Source organism: Enterobacter sp. SA197 (genome assembly GCF_054131575.1).
The window spans coordinates 3,723,537-3,743,232 of the sequence record NZ_CP096393.1; the positions used below are offsets into that span (position 1 = coordinate 3,723,537).

The following is a 19,696-nucleotide window of genomic DNA, read 5'->3' on the forward strand; positions in this document are numbered from 1 at the left end:
ATCACCCCCAGACCTTTTGGCAGAATGCCCTCGGCGTACGTTCTTGCCGCCGGGCTTCCGGTAACCAGACGCTGACGGTCCAGGTGAAGTAATCGTGGTTCAGGCTGCGCTCGACCTTCACGCCACGCGCACGGTATGTTGCCACCAGTTCGTCAGCCTGCGCCGTCGTGCAGTCGGTATGTTGGAACCATGAGGATTTCATCGCCATCACCCCGCATAGCTCATCAACTGCGCTGCAGCATTCTCCGCTTCCGATTTACAGGTAAATACGCGGGAGAGGATGAAGCGCCATAACACGTTGAGAGATTCGTTGTAGAGAGGGGCAAACGTGGTGTCGTCCATGTTTGCAAATGAAATGCTTTTTGCTCGCTTGCGCTGGGTGCCATCCGGCAGGTTTACGATGTCATAATACCCGGCGCTTACTATGACCCATTCCCGATAAGCGTCGAACGATTTACTGGCAGTGATATTTGATGAACGGCGCTCTGCTACGTCAGCAAAGAACTCTTCTGCATAAGACGTAAGGGCGTCACCGTTACCCACCCGGAGGGCCAGATAACCTGCATAGCGATTTACTATGGATTTTTCAGCAGGCGTTATCGCACCGCCGTTCGGCTCCCAGTATTCGAAGCCCAGATTCAGGAGAGAGAAATATTTGCGGTGTAAAGCGGCATTGCGTACCTGGCGGAACTCGCCTTCCAGCACGGCACCGAGCTTGCATTTAGAATGCAGAAAATCTCTGGTCTCCGGCGTAGCGGGGATCAGGATTCCTGAGGGGTGCTTGATGAGTTGTAACTGCGCCATGGGTTTCTCCGTGGCGCACAGGTTGTCAGTTGTTCAGGCTGACAGAGGTATTATGAATGGGTGATTTCAGGAAATCAAAGAATGTTTAAATCTCTCCATGAACCTCTGGAGGAACGGGGCTCATTCGTGAAGATTCTATCAAATCCACAATCTCTTTCCCTGATACATCTCGTGCAATAGCGACAGCATACCGCTGCCCCATGTGATGAATTATCTGTACAGAAAAATGCCTGGTAGGGAACTGAGGGCTATCTCCATTCGCAGGGTCAAATGTGATGTCAGAATACAAAACATCACCCTCTTCATGCTCAACATGCTTGATCTCGCCATCTCGCTTATAACCAATCAAAAGATAATCCACCAACATTACATCACCTCTCATCGTGTTACTTTTTAGTGGCATCAGCCATTTCAATGTACCGCGAGTCGCTCGCTCGCGGCAGATGCAAGCTCTTTTCTCGGTAGAAGCGCACGCGCTCCATGAAATATTCGAGAAGGTGATCAGGCTGATCGCGAGCTGACTATCCAGCGATTACCGGCATGTTCAGTCGCTCTTTATGTACTACCCCGGAGGCGGCAAGATCAACGTTAACCCTGTCGCGGTCCTCCTGAGGTTTTGCTGCAATATTCCAGTCTGACATTTATCTAGCCACCTTTGGTGAGTATTCTTTTTTCCACAAGTCATACTCAACTGGTATCGGATCGCCACATGATGTCTTGATTAACTCGTTCTTTCGATTTCCTTCCGCGTTACAAACGACCATGACCACATCTTTAAGGACCTCATCAAAGCAAGTAAAGATTGCATTGACCGTGTAACTATCTCCCCTCCAATTGACATAAGCCTTGTCTAAAGCCCACTTTGATTTCGCTTGGTCGGTAAACGAACTTCTCAGAAGATTATGGATTGCCTCGTATGCTGAGCCGTAGTCACACCAGAGGTCGTCTTCATCTTCAATTCTGAATAATTTCATAAGCCAATCGCCTCACTTTTTAAGGCGTATGTTATGACATATAAAGCATAAGGAATACGCCTAATGGCTCCTTAACTACATCTCGTGCTGCGGTACTATTGCGAGCAAGCGCATTGACTCCTCACGAGCGTCACAGCTCCATACCGCGCTGAATGTTCCACGGCTGCCGTCGCTATCCAGTAGACGATTAATCGCACCACGAACATCAGCAGGCAATGTGCAATCCGTAGTAATAGGTTCGTCTCTACCCTGAAGCATGGCGGCGCAGGCAACGCGGAAACTTCCTACCACGGCACATGTGCCAATCATGTCCATATTTCTGCTGCCGTCAGCGTTGTAATACTCATCCGGCAACTTAACGGTGAGCGTGAGGGACTCCACCGAGCAAAGGCGCTTACCTAATCCGTGGTTTGTCCTCTCCAGAGAATCAATCCGGTCGGCCTGCTGATTGATGTGGCAGTCCTGCGCTGCGTTAGCTGTCTGTAATTTCGCAATCAGCGCCTTATCAGCCTCACTTTCGACCAATAACGCCTGGATTTTCTGTGCCTGCATTTCAATGACGTTTACCGGGCATAACCCAGTGATAACTGAATATTCCCGTGAATTACCGCGCAAAGCGTGCGCCTGCATTTCAACATTCGCGTACAGCGCTTTGAGTGCCTGAATCTGTTCGTTGGTCATGCTGCACGCTCCTGTTTCTGCTGTGCTGCCGGGTTAATCCAGAGGCATTCGGTACGGACTTTGGTGCCTCGCCCAGCGCTGATACGCGATTCCTTTTCTGACTTAAACCAGCCGGTCAGCATGTCGTTATAAACTTCATGGTCGTAACCGCTGATCATCACCATTCCCTGCATCGTTCTGGCCACAGCAAGCAGTTGCTCATGACCCTGAACTGTCATTTCATGGTTGTAGTAGCGATTTCCCTGGACGCGTGTTTCGGGAACATACGGCGGATCGATATAGTGCAAGGTCGTTTCGGCATCGTGGGCCCGCATCACTTCAAAAGCGTCTTTGTTCTCAATAATGACGCCCTGCAGGCGCTGGCAGATGACAGCAAGGTTTGAAGGGTAACGCTCCCACAGATGTGCAGCTGTAGCGTATTTGCGCTTGCTGTCGCTGCGGAAACCCGATGTGCCGCCGATACCAGCAGCTGAACCAAATCCCATGCATGCACGTACCACCATGCGGCGGGCACGTTCTACCGGATCAGTGGTTTCTTCGCGAGCGGCGCAAAACTCATCGCGGGAATATGGCGTAAGAATGCATGCATCCTGCAGGCGCTGATTCATATCCGCATCACGCAGTACGCGAAACAGGTTCACTACTTCGCCATCGAGATCGTTATAAACTTCGGCGTAACTACGGGGCTTTTGCAGGAGCACCCCGGCAGCTCCTCCGAACGGCTCAACGTAGCAAACGTGATCCGGCATCTGCTGGATAATCCACGATGCCAGACGGAACTTGCCGCCGTGGTAACGGATTGCCGGGTGCTTGATTTTGGTTTCGGTGCTCATCCCTGCGCTCCTTTGCTCTCGCGAAGCTGGCGGGCGAATGAAGACGCAAGTTCAGACAACTTGGCGTAGATAACAACCTGCCTGTCGAAATACCCTCCAGACTGTAATTTTTGATGCTGGGCAGACATTTCGGCGGCAAACATCTCTACCCCTTCTGCTCGAAGGGCTGCGATTGCGGCGTCGGTAGCGGGGGTTTCGATATTGGGTAGAAGAGCGTAATCGCAAACCGTATCAATAGAAGGGTCGCATCTATCATCTTCATTACGTGGGCGTTCGCCAACCTTCGAAGATGTTTGCATGATTACACCCCAGCAAATACTGGTAACTTCTTCCGACCACCCATCGCAAGCATCACCGCGATAGTCATCAATTGCTGCCTCTGCGTTTTCTGCGGCTTCTTTGGCTGTTTTGTGCCATTCAAATCCGTGCTCTGAACCATATGAGAAAAACGCATCACCAGATTTCAGGGCTTCCATCTCCGCCACCACCGCGTCGCGCTGCTCAGTCAGCAGGCGGACCTGTTCGGCTTGCTCTGCTATGCCACCCTGGTAGGCTTCCCACATGTGCTGGGTTTTTACACGCTCAAATTCACCTGCAGCGTTAACAGTTGGCGGATAGCCGTTGTTGTTCTGGGTAAACCACGCGATAAATTTCTGTTTCATGCCCGTGCACTCCCGAAAATTTTGTGGATGCGGTAGCCCTGCCAGTTCTGACGGCACTCATCGAAAATGCCATTACCGTTTCGCTGCATCGCCTCAATCTTCAAACGTCGTTGGCCATACGGGCGGCGTGCGCGGGAGATGTTGTATTCCGCTATCGTTTTTTTGTTGCGGAACAGGCCGAATTTTTCAAAGCGGATTACTTCGCCAGTGGCCCCTGCGTCAAGGAAGCGGCGCCGCATGGTTTCCTGCTCAATGCCAAAATGTTTGGCGGCCTCAGAGGTTGTCAGGCGACCGCGTGATTTGACCAGGGCGATGATTTCGCGAATCAGCTGCTCGCGGAGTTCTTTGGTTGCGTATTTATGTGCCATGTTTATCTCCCGATTCACTTCACTGGCCGCAGGTGGCTAACGTTCTTGCGGTAGCTTCCCCAGTCAAAATTCACCCACATTCCGCCATCCATTTGCAGGCGGTCCATGACGCGAGCACCCAGCGTTGAAACCAGCTCGCCGTGGTTCAGGTTGGTCAGGATGCCAACGGGACGCATGGAGGACAGCCGGCGATCGATAACCTGGTTGATGATTACCTTTTCGCCGCTGGTGCCGCGCTGAATGCCGACCTCATCAAGCACCAGAAGGTCTACGCCGCAGAGGTCATTGAGCAGTGACGATTCGGACTGCCCATCGTCGTAGCACTCGCGAACGCGGAGCATCAGGTCAGGAATAGTCACCACCAGAACAGAATGGCCAGCAGCCAGCAGGTGATTGCCAATTGCCGCTGCAAGATGATTCTTGCCCGTGCCTGGCGCGCCGCTGAACACGAAGCTGGCGAACCCGCCGCCGCCAAAGTTCTGCGCATAGCTTTTCGCCATGCTGAATGCCTGCCGTTGTTCAGGGCTGGAAACCTTGTAGTTTGCAAACGAGCAGCTGCGGTGAAGCGCCTGGATGCCGGCACGACCGAAGATTTTTTCTGCCCGGTTACGCTGGTTAAGTTTGTTGATTTCATCGCAGCGCTTACGACCTTCCTCCTCCTGCCATGCCTGCCACTCAGCTACGCTGGTGAACTTCGGCGTAACAGTTTCTGGGATGATTCGCTTCAGACGCTCAAGCGCGCCACCAGTACCGATCATGTTTTTCATCGTTACCCCCTGAAACCATCTGGAATATTTTTGCCAGGCTGCGAAATCTCGTTCACATCCCGGGCAGCTTTACGACTCTGGAAGCCGAACTTTGGCTTGAACAGGCCCTGATATCCGTTTGCAATGCTGGTGTTAATGACTTCGACAGGGTCAAAGCCTTCATCCAGGCAATCCTTCAGGAGCTTGAAAGCTTTGGTGACGGTCAGTTCGGTTTTGATGGCTTTGCCAGACTGTTGGCGATAAGCCACCCATTCCTCCCAGGACGATGAATTCAGCCATTCAGGAACTGGAATACTCAGTGGGTCAAACTTCACTTTCCCCTTTGGGGGATTAAAGGGGGTTAGATCTTTTATATTTGTCTTTGGAAGAATGTCTTTGGTGTTCCCTGTTTCCGGGGATACCTTTCCCTGTTTTTGGGGATAACTATCCCCGTTTTCAGGGATGGTTTGAGGTGGGTTTTCCCCATCCCCTTTTTCAGGGATAACCATCCCTTTTTTCAGGGATAACCATCCCTGTTTCCGAGGAATGTAGATATTGTCTTCGGGGATGGTAATAACCAATGCAAATACTTCAGCAACCGGAAATTCAACCGGACACTTTGTGCAATTGGGCTTAATGTAGGCCCATTTGTCTAGGCTGGTATTGATCCCTATGTATCTTGTTTGCCCGATACGGCGCAGGGTAATGATGTTCCGATAGGCAAGACTCAGCACGGCTTCGGATACGTGTTTTACCTTCAGCGTGGTTTTATCCGCAATGAGGCTGTTAGCGATCCGGTCTGTTTTTTTTGACCAGCCATACGTCAGCCGGACAATCGCATTCAGAACACGGAACTCACGCCCCGACAGCTCGACGATACACAAGGCGTCCTGGATCTGATTGGCTAAGCGAAGATAGCCTTTTTCCAGATCGGCCATGCGACTCTCCTGATGCGCCGGAAGAGGCGCAGGGAATTTGAATATTTCAGCGGTGTTTGACATACTGCTCTCCGCAATTACGCACAGTTTTTGCACCTGAAAGCCGTTGGTGTTCGAGCACCTCGGCTTTCGCCATTTTTGAACCTGTCATACTGCCCCCAGCATCGACGTTACGATTGTCATCAGTGGGCCAACCTGATCCGGCATCAGCCGAAACAGGCTTGCTATCCCCTCACTCACCTCCTTCAGTTTTTGATGCTCAGGTGCGCCCAGCAGCACCGCCTGCTTTGCTTCCGCACACTCCTTCATTGCTGCCGCTATGCGCGACATTGTGTCCTCCTGCGGCGCCAGGCGGGTACGGAACTCCAGCGGGAGAACGGCCATGATTGCCGGTGTCAGTAAACGGACGTTTTCAGCTGCGTACTCCGTCTCGCCATCCAGCCAGCGAAAAATCTTCTGCATCTGCCGGGCCGGTTCAGTCGGTATTTCCAGCCCTTCACCACCAACGCGATGCCACTCTTCAGCTATCAGTGCGGCCACAAATTCACGACTGCGACAGTCAGCTGCCCAGGCGCGAACGGCGGAACGGACAGCCGCCGGGCCCGGTATTTTTTCGCCTTTTACCTGATTTCGGTAAATCACTGCCTCAGGTTTAAAGGCGTTATTCTCTTGATACCTAAGTGATTGCGTCTGCATTGCTTTCCCTTTCGTGGTTTCACCATGAATATGGTGATTAAAGAGTTATTGGTGGAAGAACATCGTCAATGCCCACTGCGGCACCATGCCGATTGAGCACTGCAACGATTTTTCTGCATTGCTCAACGCTCAGGCTTCGTCTGCCATTTTCGTAATGACAAATCGCGCCTGTTGTCAGGTCGAGTTCACTCGCCATCTGGCGCTGTGTTAAGCCAACACGTTGGCGTATGTTTCGAAGGTTGTTCATTGGTCCTCCTTAAGAGACAAACTTAATATACAAATTGTATTCATATCATGCAAGACAAAATATACGTTTTGTGTCTCGCAGAAAAATATACAACTTGTATCATTTGGGGTATGACTATGAAATGGTACGAATTAGCTAAGTCCCTCATGAAAAGGGACGGCATCACTCAAGAGCAATTAGCGGAGCACCTTGGTATCACCAAAGGTGCCGTTAGCCATTGGCTAAACGCCAGAAGGGAACCCAGTATTCAGGAGATCGCAAAAATACTGAGGTTCTTAGGTAAAAAATCTTTTTCTGTTGGCGCTGACGGTTCAATCATTGATGAGAACCTCGGTGGTGACATTGCCTACGTTGGGCCTTACAAGCCAGGAAACAAATATCCAGTGCTCAGTAGCGTGCAGGCCGGAGCATGGAGCGAAGCGATTGAAGCTTACACCCTAAAAGACATTGATTTATGGCTAGAATCTGATGTCCATATTCAGGGGGAGGCATTCTGGCTTTACGTTGACGGTGACTCTATGACCGCTCCCGCTGGTTTAAGTATTCCTGAAGGTACTTACGTCCTTTTCGATACTGGCCGGGAAGCAGTAAATGGAAGTTTAGTTATCGCTAAACTTTCCGATTCCAACGAAGCAACCTTCAAAAAATTGGTGATCGATGGTGGGTTGCGCTACTTAAAAGGACTTAACCCACAATGGCCAATTGTGCATATCAATGGTAATTGTCGAATCATTGGAGTAGCGGTAGAAACTAAATTGCGTCTTATATAATTAGAATAATAGATTTTTATCATGTCTTTATGTTAGAAATCCTAGAAAAATCAATAAACTAATATTAATACTGAAAGGGATGAATCATGCTTGCAAAAGCTTTGCAATTTTGTGCTTTATTATTTATTTTTAACTCCTCACTAGTCTTCGCCGTCTCGCCTTATGACGACGACTTAAGAGCCATGTCTGGCGATCTTCGTGCAATGATAATGCAGGCTGAAAAGATAAAGAATTCTCAGGAAGCGAATAATTTGGCTAATAACTTATTTGAGTTATCTAAAAGATTGCATCGACTTGAAGAGGAAGCTGGAAGCGCAAATAACTACCTAGCACAGCAGGGCAAACCAAGCGATAAAGGCCTTGAATTTGCTCAGAACATTTCTAAGTCATTGGATTTGTCCCAACGTCTTTTAACATCATATATGTATACGATGGATCAAAAATTCTTGAACCTATCTAAAAAACAAGCGACCTTTTCACGTGAGATGCTCGCTAGCCAATAAAATTTTGGCCTGGGATAGCCAGGCTTTCACGTCACAATCTCTACCCCCTCCATTTAGATTTTTGCTGATCTAAGCTAAATCAATTTCCTTACCCTAATTCCTTCAGCATCTACGATGCTCATCCTGCAGATGACGTTCTCACAAGCATCTTAACCAATAAATAAATACCTATATAATACAAAGCGTTACCTATTTTCGCGCTTTTGGTATACATTTCGTATTGCATTGATTGGATACGTTTTGTATATTCAGTCCATCACAACGAAACAGCTTCGCGCACAGGTTTCATTAACGTTCTGACGCCGGGAAAGACCGGGAGGATGAGTTGGAAGTAACTCATAACAACGAGCAGTACAAAGTCACACCGCTGGCCAATGGCTCGCTCTGGCGTCTGACATCAATCAAACACCCTCGCGAGTCAGTTGTTCTGAACCGCAAGCAAATGAGTGTCGCAGGTCTGCTTGAACTGATGTCTTCAAGCTCCACCATAGACCTTAACAAAGCCCGTGCGGCTCAAAACAAAATCGTGATTGCCCGCTTCCTGGGTGATGCACACATGTGGCATCAGGCTGTTCAGGAATACGGCCAAGCAACGGGAGCAAAACCATGAGTACCTTGTTCGCATTAGTTCTGACGATCGGCATGACCAACGGTGATTTTCAGGATGTGGTTCTGGGCGTCTACGAAAGTCAGCAGGCATGCGAAGCAGCTGCTGTTGAGCAGAAGGTTGCGGGAGTGTGCTTTGAAGTCGAACGCATTGTCCGGGCTGGCGAACAGCCAGTTGGTTACAACGCGAATTTGTGAAAGGAGTGATTTGTGGAAATCAAATGCGGTTATTGCAGCAAACCAGTGAAGCCTGAAGAGGTAGTGAAGAGCACCCTGCTCTATCGCCACGGCGCGCAGCTGGCGCGCAAAGAACACGATTATTGCTCTGAGCAGTGCGCAGAGCATCACCAGATGGCAAACGAGCCATAACGTAAAAACCCGCCGAAGCGGGCCTGTACGTCCGGTGCCACCAACCAAAGTACACCGGAAATTACCAAAACCAATGAATACCCAATGGGCGCTATCAATGGCTCGGGGATCTTACATCCAAAAATGAGGATCTGACATGGAATTTTTCAATCTGCTTAAAGCCAGTCAGAAGTCTGGCAAGAAGGATGCAGTGATTTGGTTCACTGCGAAAAGTGCAGCGCGCGCCAATCTCCAGCTCGATGTGGCGCTTGAAGAAGCAGGCATTGAAGAAACCGGCCGCGGTAAAGATTACGCAAAACCGATCCGCACCGATTTTCCGGTAGTTAACGACCTGCCTGAGGAAGGCGCAGTGGATTACACCTGGTGCGAACGATATGAACTGGCCGAAGATGGCCGCACATGGCAGCAGAAAGCCGGCAAGGCGTCGGCAGATGAATTTCACCCTGCTTCTGAAGATACCGTCGTGGCTGATAACGCTGAAGTACTGCTTGGAAACCGCTCTGGTGCCGTTCGCCTGGCTGTTCACCTTCTTAACGACAAATACCTTACCCATATCAGCAAAGAGCAGCAAATGACTGCCAGCGAACTGTCTATGGATGAAAGCAACCTCTACATGCAGAACCTGTTGCTGGCCAAAGCAGAAGCACCGGGGTTTACGGATTTGTCAGTGCATGCCGAGTGGAAGCTGGTGCAGGCGGTTAAATCTGTTTTCCCCCAGGATGCCGACCACGACCCCGTGCTTATTTGTGAATTCATGACGGACTGGATCCAGGCTGAACCAGAGGCGCGTAATCAGATGGTTGAAGACTGGCTAAGTGCAAAGTCTGAGGACGGTACTTCGGAAGATTTTAGCAGCGACGTTGAAGAGGCTATGCAGTGGCCGGTTGCCCAATTGCCGTTTCGCAATTTACTTCTGTCCCAGTTCATCGTCGATGAGTTTACTCACCACGTCACTGCAGAACAGCGCAAAGAAATCTCCGCGCTGGAACTGGACATGGACAACAGTTATATCCAGAACATGCTGCTGGCGTCTGAAAACGCTGACGGTATGAAAAAACTGTCTACCAACGATGTCTGGAAATACACCCAGGCAATCAAAGCGGTCTTCCCTCAGGATAAACGCCATGAGCTGGGGTCGGTGGTCGCCTTCACAAAAGCCTGGCTGGGTACACACCATATAGACCGCGGGTTGCTCGTTAAGGAGTGGGCCGCCGGTAAACGTATCTCCGCTATTCAACGTACCGATGCTGGCACAACTGCTGGCGGCGGCATCACGACTGATCGTAATTCCGATTACGTCCACACGCTGGACACGCTGGATGTCGAAATTGCTGCGGCAACTATGCCTATGGACTTCGACATCTACAACATTCCTGGCGGGATCTATCGTCGGGCAAAAGAAATCGTATCCACCAAAGAAAGCCCGTTCAAAGAATGGTCTGCGGTGCTGCGCAAAACGCCCGGCATTCTAGATTATTCCCGCGCAGCAATTTTCGCCGTTATCAGAAGCGCTCATCCTGAGCATTACAAATCCTCAGGTCGTTTGAGCGGTTACATAAACGCCAACCTTACCGAAACTGATCACACCAAGCCAACCGCCGAAACCCTCGCGGCCGCCCGCCAGATTGATAGTGCAGCAGTGGTTGCAGGAGTTATTCAGGGTACCGAACCGGTTGAGAGCCTCGATAAGCTGGACACTGGATTTGCTGTAGTTGGGAAAATGGCGGTAGAGGCTGCCAGTAAACCTGAGGCGGTGACCACAACAAAATCAGACGTCGCCAACCTTGGCGCCGGCATTTTCTCCATCGACAACCTGATGGGCCAGCAATCCACCACCAGCACCACCACTAAATCAGAAGAGGCTACCGACAATGTGCAGATGGAAACGACTGTCCAGGTCGAAAGCGAAGCTGGTAGCGCGGTATCAGCAGGCCAGAGCGTTGATGAGTCTGGTACAGAAACAGCTACCCTGACAGCCAAAGAGATTCTGGCTCCGGTCGGCGAAATGCTGGCATCTGCGATGGCGAAATTCGATCAGGCCGAAGAGTTGCAGGATGCCACTACCGAACCTGAACCTGAATACCCGGCCTATTTCGAACCGGGCCGTTATGAAGGCCTGCCGAATAACGTCTACCACGCAGCCAATGGTATCAGCAGCACACAGGTAAAAGACGCCCGTGTCAGCCTGATGTATTTCAACGCGCGCCACGTCGCCAAAACCATCGCCCGCGAGCAGTCCAAAGTGCTGGATATGGGAAACCTGGTGCATGCGTTGGCACTGCAACCGGAAAATCTGGATGCTGAATTCAGCGTTGAACCGGTTATCCCTGAGGGTGCGTTTACCACCACGGCGACGCTGCGCGAGTTCATTGATGCACACAATGCCAGACTGGCACCGCAGTTAAGCGGTGACGACATCAAAGCCCTGCTGGAAGAGCATAACGCCACGCTGCCCGCTCCGGTGCCAATGGGGTCATCTGTTGAAGAGACTGGACAGAGCTACATGTCTCTGCCAGCCGAATTCCAGCGCATTGAGGCAGACCAGAAACAGACAGCTGCAGCGATGAAAGCCTGCATCAAAGAGTACAACGCCACCCTGCCCGCGCCGGTGAAAACCAGCGGTAGCCGTGATGCTCTCCTTGAGCAACTGGCGATTATCAACCCTGACCTGGTTGCACAGGAAGCTCAGAAGCCCGCGCCGCTGAAAGTGTCCGGTACTAAAGCGGACCTGATTCAGGCAGTGAAGTCCGTGAAACCGGATGCGGTATTCGCTGACGAACTGCTGGATGCGTGGCGCGACAACCCGGATGACAAGATTCTGGTGACCCGCGCGCAGCTGGCGACGGCCCAGGCCATTCAGGATGCCCTGCTGTCACACCCGACTGCCGGTAAGTTCTTAACTCATCCTAACCGCGCTGTTGAGACGAGCTATTTCGGCATCGATGATGAAACCGGTCTCGAAATCCGTGTTCGCCCTGACCTTGAAATTGACATGAGCGGTGTACGCATCGGCGTTGACCTCAAAACCATCAGCATGTGGAACGTCAAGCAGTCTGGCCTGCGGGCGAAGCTGCACCGCGAGATTATCGACCGCGATTACCACCTGAGCGCATCCATGTACATGAACACCGCGGCGCTTGACCAGTTCTTCTGGATTTTCGTCAACAAAGACGAGGGTTATCACTGGATAGCCATCGTCGAGGCCAGCCCGGAACTGATTGAGCTGGGCGCGCTGGAATACCAGACCACCATGCGTTCAATCGCAAACGCTTTTGATACTGGCGAATGGCCAGCTCCGGTGACTGAAGATTACGCCGATGAGCTTACTGATTACGACCTGCGCCGCCTTGAATTTCTGCGCACTCTGGCAAATGCATAAGGGGATCAACCATGGAAAACACGAACATCATCACCACCGAACAGCAGGCACCAAACACTATCTCTGCCAGCAATGCCATTTTCAACGTCCAGGCGCTGGGCCAGTTAACAGCATTCGCCAACCTTATGGCTGATTCTCAGGTCACTGTCCCTGCACACCTTGCAGGTAAACCCGCTGATTGCATGGCTATCGTAATGCAGGCCATGCAGTGGGGCATGAATCCCTATGCGGTCGCGCAGAAAACCCACCTGGTAAACGGCGTTCTTGGCTATGAAGCCCAGCTGATAAACGCAGTTATTGCCAGCTCCAGTGCCATCCGTGGACGCTTCCATTATCGCTATGGCGGTGAATGGGAGCGCTGCACACGGACCCGCGAAGTCACCAAAGAAAAAAATGGCAAGAACGGTAAATACCAGGTAACTGAGCGCGTTCGCGACTGGACTGACGAAGATGAAATTGGGCTCTATGTTGAGGTCGGGGCCATCTTGCGCGGTGAAAGCGAAATCACCTGGGGTGAACCCATTTACCTGTCTGGCGTGGCCACGCGTAATTCTCCGTTATGGGTCTCGAATCCTAAACAGCAGATCGCCTATCTCGGCGTCAAATACTGGGGCCGCCTGTACTGTCCTGAAGTCATTCTGGGTGTTTACAGCCCGGATGAGGTTGAGGCACGTACTGAACGTGAGATTAACCCTGAATTAAGCCAGCGCATGTCGGTTAAGGAGATCACCTCAGAAGTGGAATCAGCTGCCAAAGGACAGGAGTCCGCAGTAAACATCGATGTGATGGCAGACGACTTCCGCGACCGTATTGATGCTGCCCAGGATGTCGACAACGCCAAAGCGGTGCGTGCTGATATCGAATCGCAGAAGGTCGTACTCGGTACCGCGCTGTTTACTGAGCTGAAGAACAAGGCAGTTAAACGTTATTACCTGGTGGATGCTCGCAATAATGTTGAAGCGGCTATCAACTCCCTGCCGAACCCTGGCGAACCGGGCGCCACCGAGCAATTTGCCGAAGCCGAGAAAATTCTGGCATCAGCCAAACGTCACCTCGGCGATGAGCTGTACGAAAAATACAGCGTCAATCTGCTGGATCTGAAACCTGAATACGTGGGCTAAGGGACATGGGAGGGGAAACCCTCCCATGCCTAGGAGGAACTATGGGCTGGAGTATTGAAGAACTTGAGATCCTGGCGCGGAACAACAACAAAGTGGTTGCCGAACTGACCGGGCGCAGCGTGGATGAGGTGGCCGAACGCCGTCTGCTGCGAAATATCGAAGCTAACTGCTGGGATAAATACGACCCGGAGCGTACAGCATGAAAGAGCGCGGAATGATTTTTAACGCCGAGATGGTGCGCGCCATTCTCGACGGCAGGAAGACTCAGACGCGGCGGATTATCCAGTCAGCGGCCAAAAATATGCAGGCACGCGGTCACGAGGTTATCTCTCACCGTGCCCCTGGCGACAAATGGTATGGAAACCACGTTTATTCCATGCGCGATCGAAGCGGTGTATGGCAGGACTTCACCAACGAGGAATTTCTAGCTAAATGCACGTTCGGCCAGCCCGGCGATCACATCTGGGTGCGCGAGACTTTCGGCGATTGTGGGGATCGGCTTGTTTACCGTGCTGATATTGACGACGGGGCTAAATGCAAAGTGAAGCGCTGGACGCCATCAATTCACATGCCGCGTTGTGCTTCCCGCATCACGCTGGAGATTACCGACGTGCGCGTGGAACGACTGAACGATATTAGCCAGAAGGATGCAATTGCAGAGGGCGCGCCGCCGAGTCATCCGTCTATCGACTCGGTATCCCAGCAGTTTGGTTACCCCGATTTTTCCCGGTCATGGTTCGGCCAGACATGGCAGTACATCTATGGCGAAGAAAGCTGGCAGGCCAATCCGTGGGTATGGGTTATTGAGTTTAAGCACATTGAAGGAGATGACCGTGCGGCTGATTAACCGTGGCAATCAACAATCACCGCTGGCGCGCCAGGCATGCGACATCGCACTGGCCGCCCACCATCAAAGATACGGCGACTATGGACGCAGCAAGATGAAAGAGACGTATACGGTGAGGGTAGAAGGCGTGAAGGTTTGGGTGGAGGTGGTGAACCGCAAGGCGAGCTATGTGGCCACGGCAATGACAGGCATGCGCCGCCTGCGTGCCCTTCCCGGCCAGGTGTCCTGATAAAGAATTATCAAACGGCCCCGGTTGGGGCCCTTGGAGAATGAAGATGAGCAAAGCACCGAACAAATTTGAACTGATGAGCACTAAAGACATCTGCGGGCAGCTGTGTATTTCCTCACGTACACTCGAACGCTACAGGAAAAGATCTCCACACGAGAATCCATTTCCAGAGCCCGATTGCGCTTACATGGGTGGCCCCAATAAATGGCTAAGAACCAAAGTCACCGCCTGGCAGATAAAAGAGATGTCCAGGACTACACGCAAACCTATGTCTCACTTAAACCTCACGCGTGATGATAAAGGCCGTCTCACCCGGCCTGACGCGGCGTGAACTCCAGAATGTCGGGCTCGACGATGCTCATAAGTCGGGCCCACCACTTACCGTATGCCTCTCTCATTTCCTCAATATAAGTATGTTTGTCGTAGACCGACCACACCCCAGGCAGTTTATGACCGAGCATCATTTCAGCGATATGCGGCTCAGTTAGCTCTGAGAAATTCGTTCGCGCAGTCCTGCGTAGGTCGTGAATAGTAAAGTGTGGGACCTGCTCGTTATAAGCCTTCAGCATGAACTTAACCAGGTTGCTGCTGATACTCATATGGAAGCCTTCACTCATCGGCTTGCTTTCATATTTTGAAAAAACAAAGCGGCCTGGCGCCAGCTCGATCGCTCTCCTGAGCATCGGGAGCATTTCGGGGATGATAGGACGTATAATCGGCTTCTTGCTCTTCCTTCCTGTTTTGTGGTTTTCCCACGGTACCGTCCAGACTCCCTCCTCAAAATCAAAATGCCCAGTCTCAGCCTGCCGGAGCTCCCCGACCCTACAGGCCCAAAGAAGCGACAATTTATAGAGGATCTTGTTTCGCTCAATAAGGCGGGAATCCTCTATCGCGCGCCAGACAATAGCCAGTTCTTTCCGGTCAAGTGTTCGCTCGCCCATCTGTTTCTGTATGCCAAAGTCACGACCAGACATTTCAGACAGGGGATTAAAGTCCAGAAGCTGTCGTTTCACCGCCCAGGAATAACACTGACGCCCATTACTGATTACGCGACGAGTGATCTCGCTGTATCCCTGAGCCAGCCTATCAAGAACAGTAAGCCAGTTGTGAAGTGTCAGCTGATGCGCCGGGTATTTTCCGAGCTTGGGGAAAACGTGTAGCTCAAATGTTCGCAGAATTTGCCCGGCCGTTTCTTTCTGAATGCATACCATTGAATGCCATTCACGGAAAAGCTCTTCGAAAGAATACTGGCTATTAATTTTGGCTTTATCGAGGTTCTGCCGAATTCTTGGGTTTTCGCCACGGGCAAGAATAGCGGCCCACTTAGCTACTTCATCGCGCGCGGCTTTTAATCCGAACTCCGGGTAGCTGCCGATCGTCATCTTGTCCTGTTTGCCCAGGAAGCGGAATCGGTAGAAAAAAGTAACGGTACCCTTTTTAGAGATGCGTACCCACAGACCATCTCGGTCTGCCTTTTCTTCAACTTTGTCTCGTTCGCGCCCCAGGCACGACTTAAGATAACTATCTGAAATAGCCATAATTTTTCCCTGAGTGTGTCCATCAGGACGGGGAGTTATGTGTCCATCATAGGATATGGACGCACTGGTGGACACAAAAACTATGACTTATGATGTCGCAGGTTGACTGTACATGCAAACAGTATTGTTTTTGGAAAGGCTGATTTGATAGGGATCTTGAGGGGATTTTGTCGGAGGTTTGCGGAGGCTGGCGGGGTATCAATTATCGATGTGAGCAATGATCGAAAAGTTACGTATATTCTTCATATAGGGAGATTTTTTGCCTTACGAATTACTAAGAGGCCGCTGTTCTGAGCCTGACGTCAAAAGTCTGAAACGCCGCATTCTACACTACAACGACAATGCGGGGAAATGCTCAAACGGTTAACAAATTCGCCTTTGCACTTCCCCGATTAAGACGGGATATTAACTAACGACTTTCGGCGGAAGGATCCTCGACACGCACCATATCAGGCGGCAAACCTACGCTGATAATAACGGGCTGCCAGTCATTACGTGCGGCGAGTTTTTGTGAGGCGCTTCGGGCAAGTAAGAAACCCCCTACCCCGCCGAGGAGAGCGCCGCAAAGTGTTGCCAGGTCCTGATTAAATAAGGTCTGAAAGAGCGCGGCCATGATGAACAACCCCACCAGCGGGGACATGTAAACCAGCAGCGCGGAGCCAAGCAGACTCCCTTCACCAATGCCCAACTCAACCTTTTGCCCTTTTACTAATGGCTGATCGCAAGGTATAGCGATGGTATGCACCATTTGCGGGCCAAGCTTGTTCAGGACACGTGTTCCACATCCTGAACGAGAAGAGCAACTTTTGCAGGACGTTTTCACATCACAGGAGACCAGGGCCTGCCCCTTGCTCCATGACACGACCGTTGCCCACTCTTTAATCATTGTGCCGCCTTATACTTAATGCTGTCGGCAATACGTTTCGCCGTTTGCGGGGGAAGTTCGCCCACTATCGTAATCTCATTATTATCACGCACGGTCGTGCTCACCGTGCGACGGCCGGTGCGTAACATCTGGTCGGTGCTGTTTTGACTGGCGCGATTAAGGTTCACGGAGAAGCTGAATAGACCATCCGAATAGAGGCGCGATTCCACCGGCATATTAACAGTAGGCAGTTGCCGACGACTGCTGGATATTTCAACGAACCCCTGCGGCACCCAGGAAGGCGCCCAGTTAAAGGTCACTTTATCACCCGTCGGCACGGAGAGCAGCGGCGGCAGATTGGCATTCGCCAGGGTTTGCATGTTATTTGCCACCTGGGCGTTCACGCTGTAGGCAATAACCCGAAACTGCTCCAGCGTCTCGCCATCGCGATCGAGAAGATCCACACGCATAGGTAAACGGGTTTCTGCATCCATCCAGACGATGTAGCTATAGCGCGTTCCGTCCCGCGCCACCACGCGAATCACCTCGCAGAGACGATCCGCAATACGCGTACGGCCTACAGAGATAAAATCGTAGTACGGAGAGAGGCGTTTAAAATCGGTATAAACCAGCGAAGGCAATGAATCGACAATGTAATCGCCGTTCAGCGTGAAGGGCTCAAGGCCTGGCTCGAAATAGCTAATCTCGTTTCCACGCTGGACCACTTCCCGACGAGGACCATCCAGTTGCAACAGTTGCGCAAGCAGCTGATTGTTAACACGAGCATGGCGGTAGCGTAATGACTCCACCCCTTGCTTGCTCATGCTGATAAAGGACAGTTCATAATTGAGTGACTGGCTCGCCACGTTCATTTGCTGCAACAACGCCCCGGACGTAGTATCTGCCGAGGCGTTGCTGGAGAAGAACAGGCCTGCTGCCACAAAAGACATGGCACACCAAAGTTGCTTCATTACTGCGATTGAGTTCCTAACGTTTGATTTCCTGGCACTTGCACAGCGGCTTGCTGCGTTTGCGCTTGTTCAAACTTAAGCTGTTCGGAGTGCAGGCGACGCTGCAGTTCATAGTCCTGAAGCATCGCATTAATACGGCGGCGCTGCTCCTGAACCTGCTGCTGCTGGCCAACATCGGCGGTCGCATCAGCCGGTACACCCAGGCTGACCGGGCTGGCTTTACCCATCATCGGCATCGTGTTAAACACGGGCGCGTCAGGCTGTTGGGTGGAATCGGTCTGCCCATTATAGTGTTGCACACCAACGATCACGGCAAGCGACACGCATGCTGCTACGCCCATTTGAGTAAGCTGAGCGGCCCAGGGACGCACTTTCGACCAAAAGGGCATTTTCTGCCACTCCTGCGGTGCCGGTTGTGCTTCCGGTATCAGTGGGGTTGCCTGATGAGCAGGTTCATTTTCAATCGCGGCCATTACCCGGGCTGAGATATCGAAGTGGAGAACATCCGCGGTGTCACCACGCAGGGTGTCACGGATGAGATGGTAACTCTCCCAGGTTTTCTGCATTTCTGGAGAGTGAGAAAGCTCTACGAGTAACTCGCTATCCAGCGTTTCACCATCCATTAAAGCGGAAAGTTTTTCTTTCTGCATGCCTAATACCTTTTCCAGTATCCCGCTATCATCAACGCCTGATAAGCGGTTGAACTTTATTATCAATAGCTTCCCGCGCACGAAAAATACGTGAACGCACTGTACCTACCGGGCAATCCATGATGACCGCTATCTCTTCATAGCTAAGTCCATCCAGCTCCCGTAACGTAATTGCCATGCGTAAATCTTCGGGGAGCGACTCAATGGTACGGAAAACTATTTGTCTCAGTTCCTCTGACAACATTAAGTTCTCAGGGTTCGAAATTTCTTTCAGCGCACCGCCACTTTCGAAATTTTCTGCTTCGATAGCATCCACATCGCTTGATGGTGGCCTGCGCCCCTGAGCAACCAGATAATTTTTTGCTGTATTCACTGCAATACGATACAGCCAGGTATAAAAAGCACTATCTCCCCGGAATGAATCCAGCGCACGGTAGGCTTTTATGAATGATTCTTGTACAACATCAGGTACATCACCCGATGGTACATAACGGGACACCAGACTCGCCACTTTATGCTGGTAGCGCACCACCAGTAAGTTAAACGCCTTCTGATCTCCTTTCTGGACCCGCTCAACAAGGACCTGATCCGTTAACTGCTCGCTCATCCGAGGTAAAGTCTCCCCAAAACCAATTTCCACGCGTAAAAGAAACGCCACTCCATTACTGCAATATGAGCAAGCAGCTAATTAGAGGGTAGGCACATTGAAAAGTTCCGTTACGCCTTTGTTTTTGTTTCATTCTGCAGACTTTTCATTATGTCTCATTATAAGTCTACAAACGCCGAACGCTGTAGTTATGCACATAAAAGTACGCACGACCGGCAGAGAGTAACGCAATACCATCTTTATTTCACCACCTAATCCATCCCGCCTGGTTTTATTGCCAGCCTCCCCCTTT

Annotated in this window: 28 protein-coding genes and 2 pseudogenes; 11 read left to right on the plus strand and 19 right to left on the minus strand. The window is 51.2% G+C overall.

Features of this window, described 5'->3' with window-relative positions; translation table 11 throughout:
- Position 1 precedes the first annotated feature (1 nt).
- From M1D91_RS17480 to M1D91_RS17540, 13 genes and pseudogenes are all read right to left on the minus strand, one after another.
- Positions 2–208, minus strand: coding sequence for a hypothetical protein (locus tag M1D91_RS17480; RefSeq protein ID WP_437431817.1), 207 nt, complete (start codon positions 206–208; stop codon positions 2–4).
- A complete protein-coding gene (locus M1D91_RS17485; RefSeq protein ID WP_437431816.1) occupies positions 208–804 on the minus strand; it encodes a DUF1367 family protein in 597 nt (198 codons plus the stop codon). Before M1D91_RS17485 ends, M1D91_RS17480 begins: the two co-directional genes overlap by 1 nt.
- 85 nt (positions 805–889) lie before the next feature.
- Positions 890–1,171, minus strand: coding sequence for a hypothetical protein (locus M1D91_RS17490; RefSeq protein WP_437431815.1), 282 nt, complete (start codon positions 1,169–1,171; stop codon positions 890–892).
- 19 nt (positions 1,172–1,190) lie between these two features.
- Positions 1,191–1,445: pseudogene (locus M1D91_RS17495) on the minus strand (DNA polymerase III subunit theta).
- Positions 1,446–1,778 carry a hypothetical protein gene (locus M1D91_RS17500; protein WP_437431814.1) on the minus strand — a complete coding sequence of 111 codons (333 nt, stop codon included), beginning with the start codon at positions 1,776–1,778 and terminating at the stop codon, positions 1,446–1,448.
- Between the two features lie 75 nt (positions 1,779–1,853).
- Complete coding sequence (locus tag M1D91_RS17505; protein WP_437431813.1) at positions 1,854–2,459, minus strand: hypothetical protein; 606 nt, start codon at positions 2,457–2,459, stop codon at positions 1,854–1,856.
- Complete coding sequence (locus tag M1D91_RS17510) at positions 2,456–3,292, minus strand: DNA adenine methylase (protein WP_437431812.1); 837 nt, start codon at positions 3,290–3,292, stop codon at positions 2,456–2,458. The genes M1D91_RS17505 and M1D91_RS17510 overlap by 4 nt, the downstream gene beginning before the upstream one ends.
- Positions 3,289–3,954 carry a hypothetical protein gene (locus tag M1D91_RS17515; protein WP_437431811.1) on the minus strand — a complete coding sequence of 222 codons (666 nt, stop codon included), beginning with the start codon at positions 3,952–3,954 and terminating at the stop codon, positions 3,289–3,291. The genes M1D91_RS17510 and M1D91_RS17515 overlap by 4 nt, the downstream gene beginning before the upstream one ends.
- On the minus strand, positions 3,951–4,322 hold the full coding sequence (locus M1D91_RS17520) for a DUF977 family protein (RefSeq protein ID WP_437431810.1): 372 nt from the start codon (positions 4,320–4,322) through the stop codon (positions 3,951–3,953). Before M1D91_RS17520 ends, M1D91_RS17515 begins: the two co-directional genes overlap by 4 nt.
- Positions 4,323–4,336: 14 nt before the next feature.
- Positions 4,337–5,089, minus strand: coding sequence for an ATP-binding protein (locus M1D91_RS17525; RefSeq protein ID WP_437431809.1), 753 nt, complete (start codon positions 5,087–5,089; stop codon positions 4,337–4,339).
- 2 nt (positions 5,090–5,091) lie between these two features.
- Positions 5,092–6,069, minus strand: coding sequence for a replication protein (locus M1D91_RS17530; protein ID WP_437431808.1), 978 nt, complete (start codon positions 6,067–6,069; stop codon positions 5,092–5,094).
- An 84-nt stretch (positions 6,070–6,153) separates the two neighbouring features.
- Positions 6,154–6,702 (minus strand): toxin YdaT domain-containing protein, encoded by a 549-nt coding sequence (locus M1D91_RS17535; RefSeq protein WP_437431807.1) that lies wholly within the window; start codon positions 6,700–6,702, stop codon positions 6,154–6,156.
- Between the two features lie 37 nt (positions 6,703–6,739).
- Complete coding sequence (locus tag M1D91_RS17540) at positions 6,740–6,949, minus strand: helix-turn-helix transcriptional regulator (protein WP_437431806.1); 210 nt, start codon at positions 6,947–6,949, stop codon at positions 6,740–6,742.
- A 110-nt stretch (positions 6,950–7,059) separates the two neighbouring features.
- Here M1D91_RS17540 and M1D91_RS17545 point away from each other — a divergent pair, with 110 nt between their 5' ends.
- From M1D91_RS17545 to xis, 11 genes and pseudogenes are all read left to right on the plus strand, one after another.
- Positions 7,060–7,719, plus strand: a complete 660-nt coding sequence (locus M1D91_RS17545; protein WP_437431927.1) for a LexA family protein — start codon at positions 7,060–7,062, stop codon at positions 7,717–7,719.
- A gap of 86 nt (positions 7,720–7,805) precedes the next feature.
- Positions 7,806–8,222 carry a hypothetical protein gene (locus M1D91_RS17550; protein ID WP_437431805.1) on the plus strand — a complete coding sequence of 139 codons (417 nt, stop codon included), beginning with the start codon at positions 7,806–7,808 and terminating at the stop codon, positions 8,220–8,222.
- A 325-nt stretch (positions 8,223–8,547) separates the two neighbouring features.
- Positions 8,548–8,832, plus strand: coding sequence for a host cell division inhibitory peptide Kil (kil, locus tag M1D91_RS17555; RefSeq protein WP_437431804.1), 285 nt, complete (start codon positions 8,548–8,550; stop codon positions 8,830–8,832).
- Positions 8,829–9,026 (plus strand): DUF1482 family protein, encoded by a 198-nt coding sequence (locus tag M1D91_RS17560; RefSeq protein ID WP_437431803.1) that lies wholly within the window; start codon positions 8,829–8,831, stop codon positions 9,024–9,026. The genes kil and M1D91_RS17560 overlap by 4 nt, the downstream gene beginning before the upstream one ends.
- 12 nt (positions 9,027–9,038) lie before the next feature.
- A complete protein-coding gene (locus M1D91_RS17565) occupies positions 9,039–9,197 on the plus strand; it encodes a YdaE family protein (protein ID WP_437431802.1) in 159 nt (52 codons plus the stop codon).
- A gap of 136 nt (positions 9,198–9,333) precedes the next feature.
- Entirely contained in the window at positions 9,334–12,576 is a 3,243-nt protein-coding gene (locus M1D91_RS17570) for a RecE family exodeoxyribonuclease (protein ID WP_457975820.1), read from the plus strand.
- A pseudogene (locus tag M1D91_RS17575) lies at positions 12,515–13,697 on the plus strand (RecT family recombinase). Before M1D91_RS17570 ends, M1D91_RS17575 begins: the two are co-directional and overlap by 62 nt.
- Positions 13,698–13,738: 41 nt before the next feature.
- The gene (locus tag M1D91_RS17580; protein ID WP_437434545.1) at positions 13,739–13,900 is read left to right on the plus strand and encodes a hypothetical protein; all 162 of its coding nucleotides are present in this window, start codon (positions 13,739–13,741) and stop codon (positions 13,898–13,900) included.
- Positions 13,897–14,544 (plus strand): hypothetical protein, encoded by a 648-nt coding sequence (locus M1D91_RS17585; RefSeq protein ID WP_437434401.1) that lies wholly within the window; start codon positions 13,897–13,899, stop codon positions 14,542–14,544. Before M1D91_RS17580 ends, M1D91_RS17585 begins: the two co-directional genes overlap by 4 nt.
- Positions 14,531–14,773 (plus strand): DUF4060 family protein, encoded by a 243-nt coding sequence (locus M1D91_RS17590; RefSeq protein WP_437434402.1) that lies wholly within the window; start codon positions 14,531–14,533, stop codon positions 14,771–14,773. Before M1D91_RS17585 ends, M1D91_RS17590 begins: the two co-directional genes overlap by 14 nt.
- A gap of 76 nt (positions 14,774–14,849) precedes the next feature.
- Positions 14,850–15,104, plus strand: coding sequence for an excisionase Xis (gene xis / locus M1D91_RS17595; RefSeq protein WP_437434420.1), 255 nt, complete (start codon positions 14,850–14,852; stop codon positions 15,102–15,104).
- Here the strand turns inward: xis and M1D91_RS17600 are convergent.
- From M1D91_RS17600 to M1D91_RS17625, 6 genes are all read right to left on the minus strand, one after another.
- Complete coding sequence (locus tag M1D91_RS17600) at positions 15,082–16,311, minus strand: tyrosine-type recombinase/integrase (protein WP_437434403.1); 1,230 nt, start codon at positions 16,309–16,311, stop codon at positions 15,082–15,084. The genes xis and M1D91_RS17600 overlap by 23 nt on opposite strands.
- A 409-nt stretch (positions 16,312–16,720) precedes the next feature.
- The gene (rseC, locus tag M1D91_RS17605) at positions 16,721–17,197 is read right to left on the minus strand and encodes a SoxR-reducing system protein RseC (RefSeq protein WP_437434404.1); all 477 of its coding nucleotides are present in this window, start codon (positions 17,195–17,197) and stop codon (positions 16,721–16,723) included.
- Positions 17,194–18,147, minus strand: a complete 954-nt coding sequence (gene rseB, locus M1D91_RS17610) for a sigma-E factor regulatory protein RseB (protein ID WP_437434405.1) — start codon at positions 18,145–18,147, stop codon at positions 17,194–17,196. Before rseB ends, rseC begins: the two co-directional genes overlap by 4 nt.
- The gene (gene rseA, locus M1D91_RS17615; RefSeq protein ID WP_437434406.1) at positions 18,147–18,797 is read right to left on the minus strand and encodes an anti-sigma-E factor RseA; all 651 of its coding nucleotides are present in this window, start codon (positions 18,795–18,797) and stop codon (positions 18,147–18,149) included. Before rseA ends, rseB begins: the two co-directional genes overlap by 1 nt.
- A 31-nt stretch (positions 18,798–18,828) precedes the next feature.
- Positions 18,829–19,404 (minus strand): RNA polymerase sigma factor RpoE, encoded by a 576-nt coding sequence (gene rpoE / locus M1D91_RS17620; RefSeq protein ID WP_007370770.1) that lies wholly within the window; start codon positions 19,402–19,404, stop codon positions 18,829–18,831.
- Positions 19,401–19,460, minus strand: a complete 60-nt coding sequence (locus M1D91_RS17625) for a hypothetical protein (protein ID WP_437434421.1) — start codon at positions 19,458–19,460, stop codon at positions 19,401–19,403. The genes rpoE and M1D91_RS17625 overlap by 4 nt, the downstream gene beginning before the upstream one ends.
- Between the last annotated feature and the right edge of the window lie 236 nt (positions 19,461–19,696).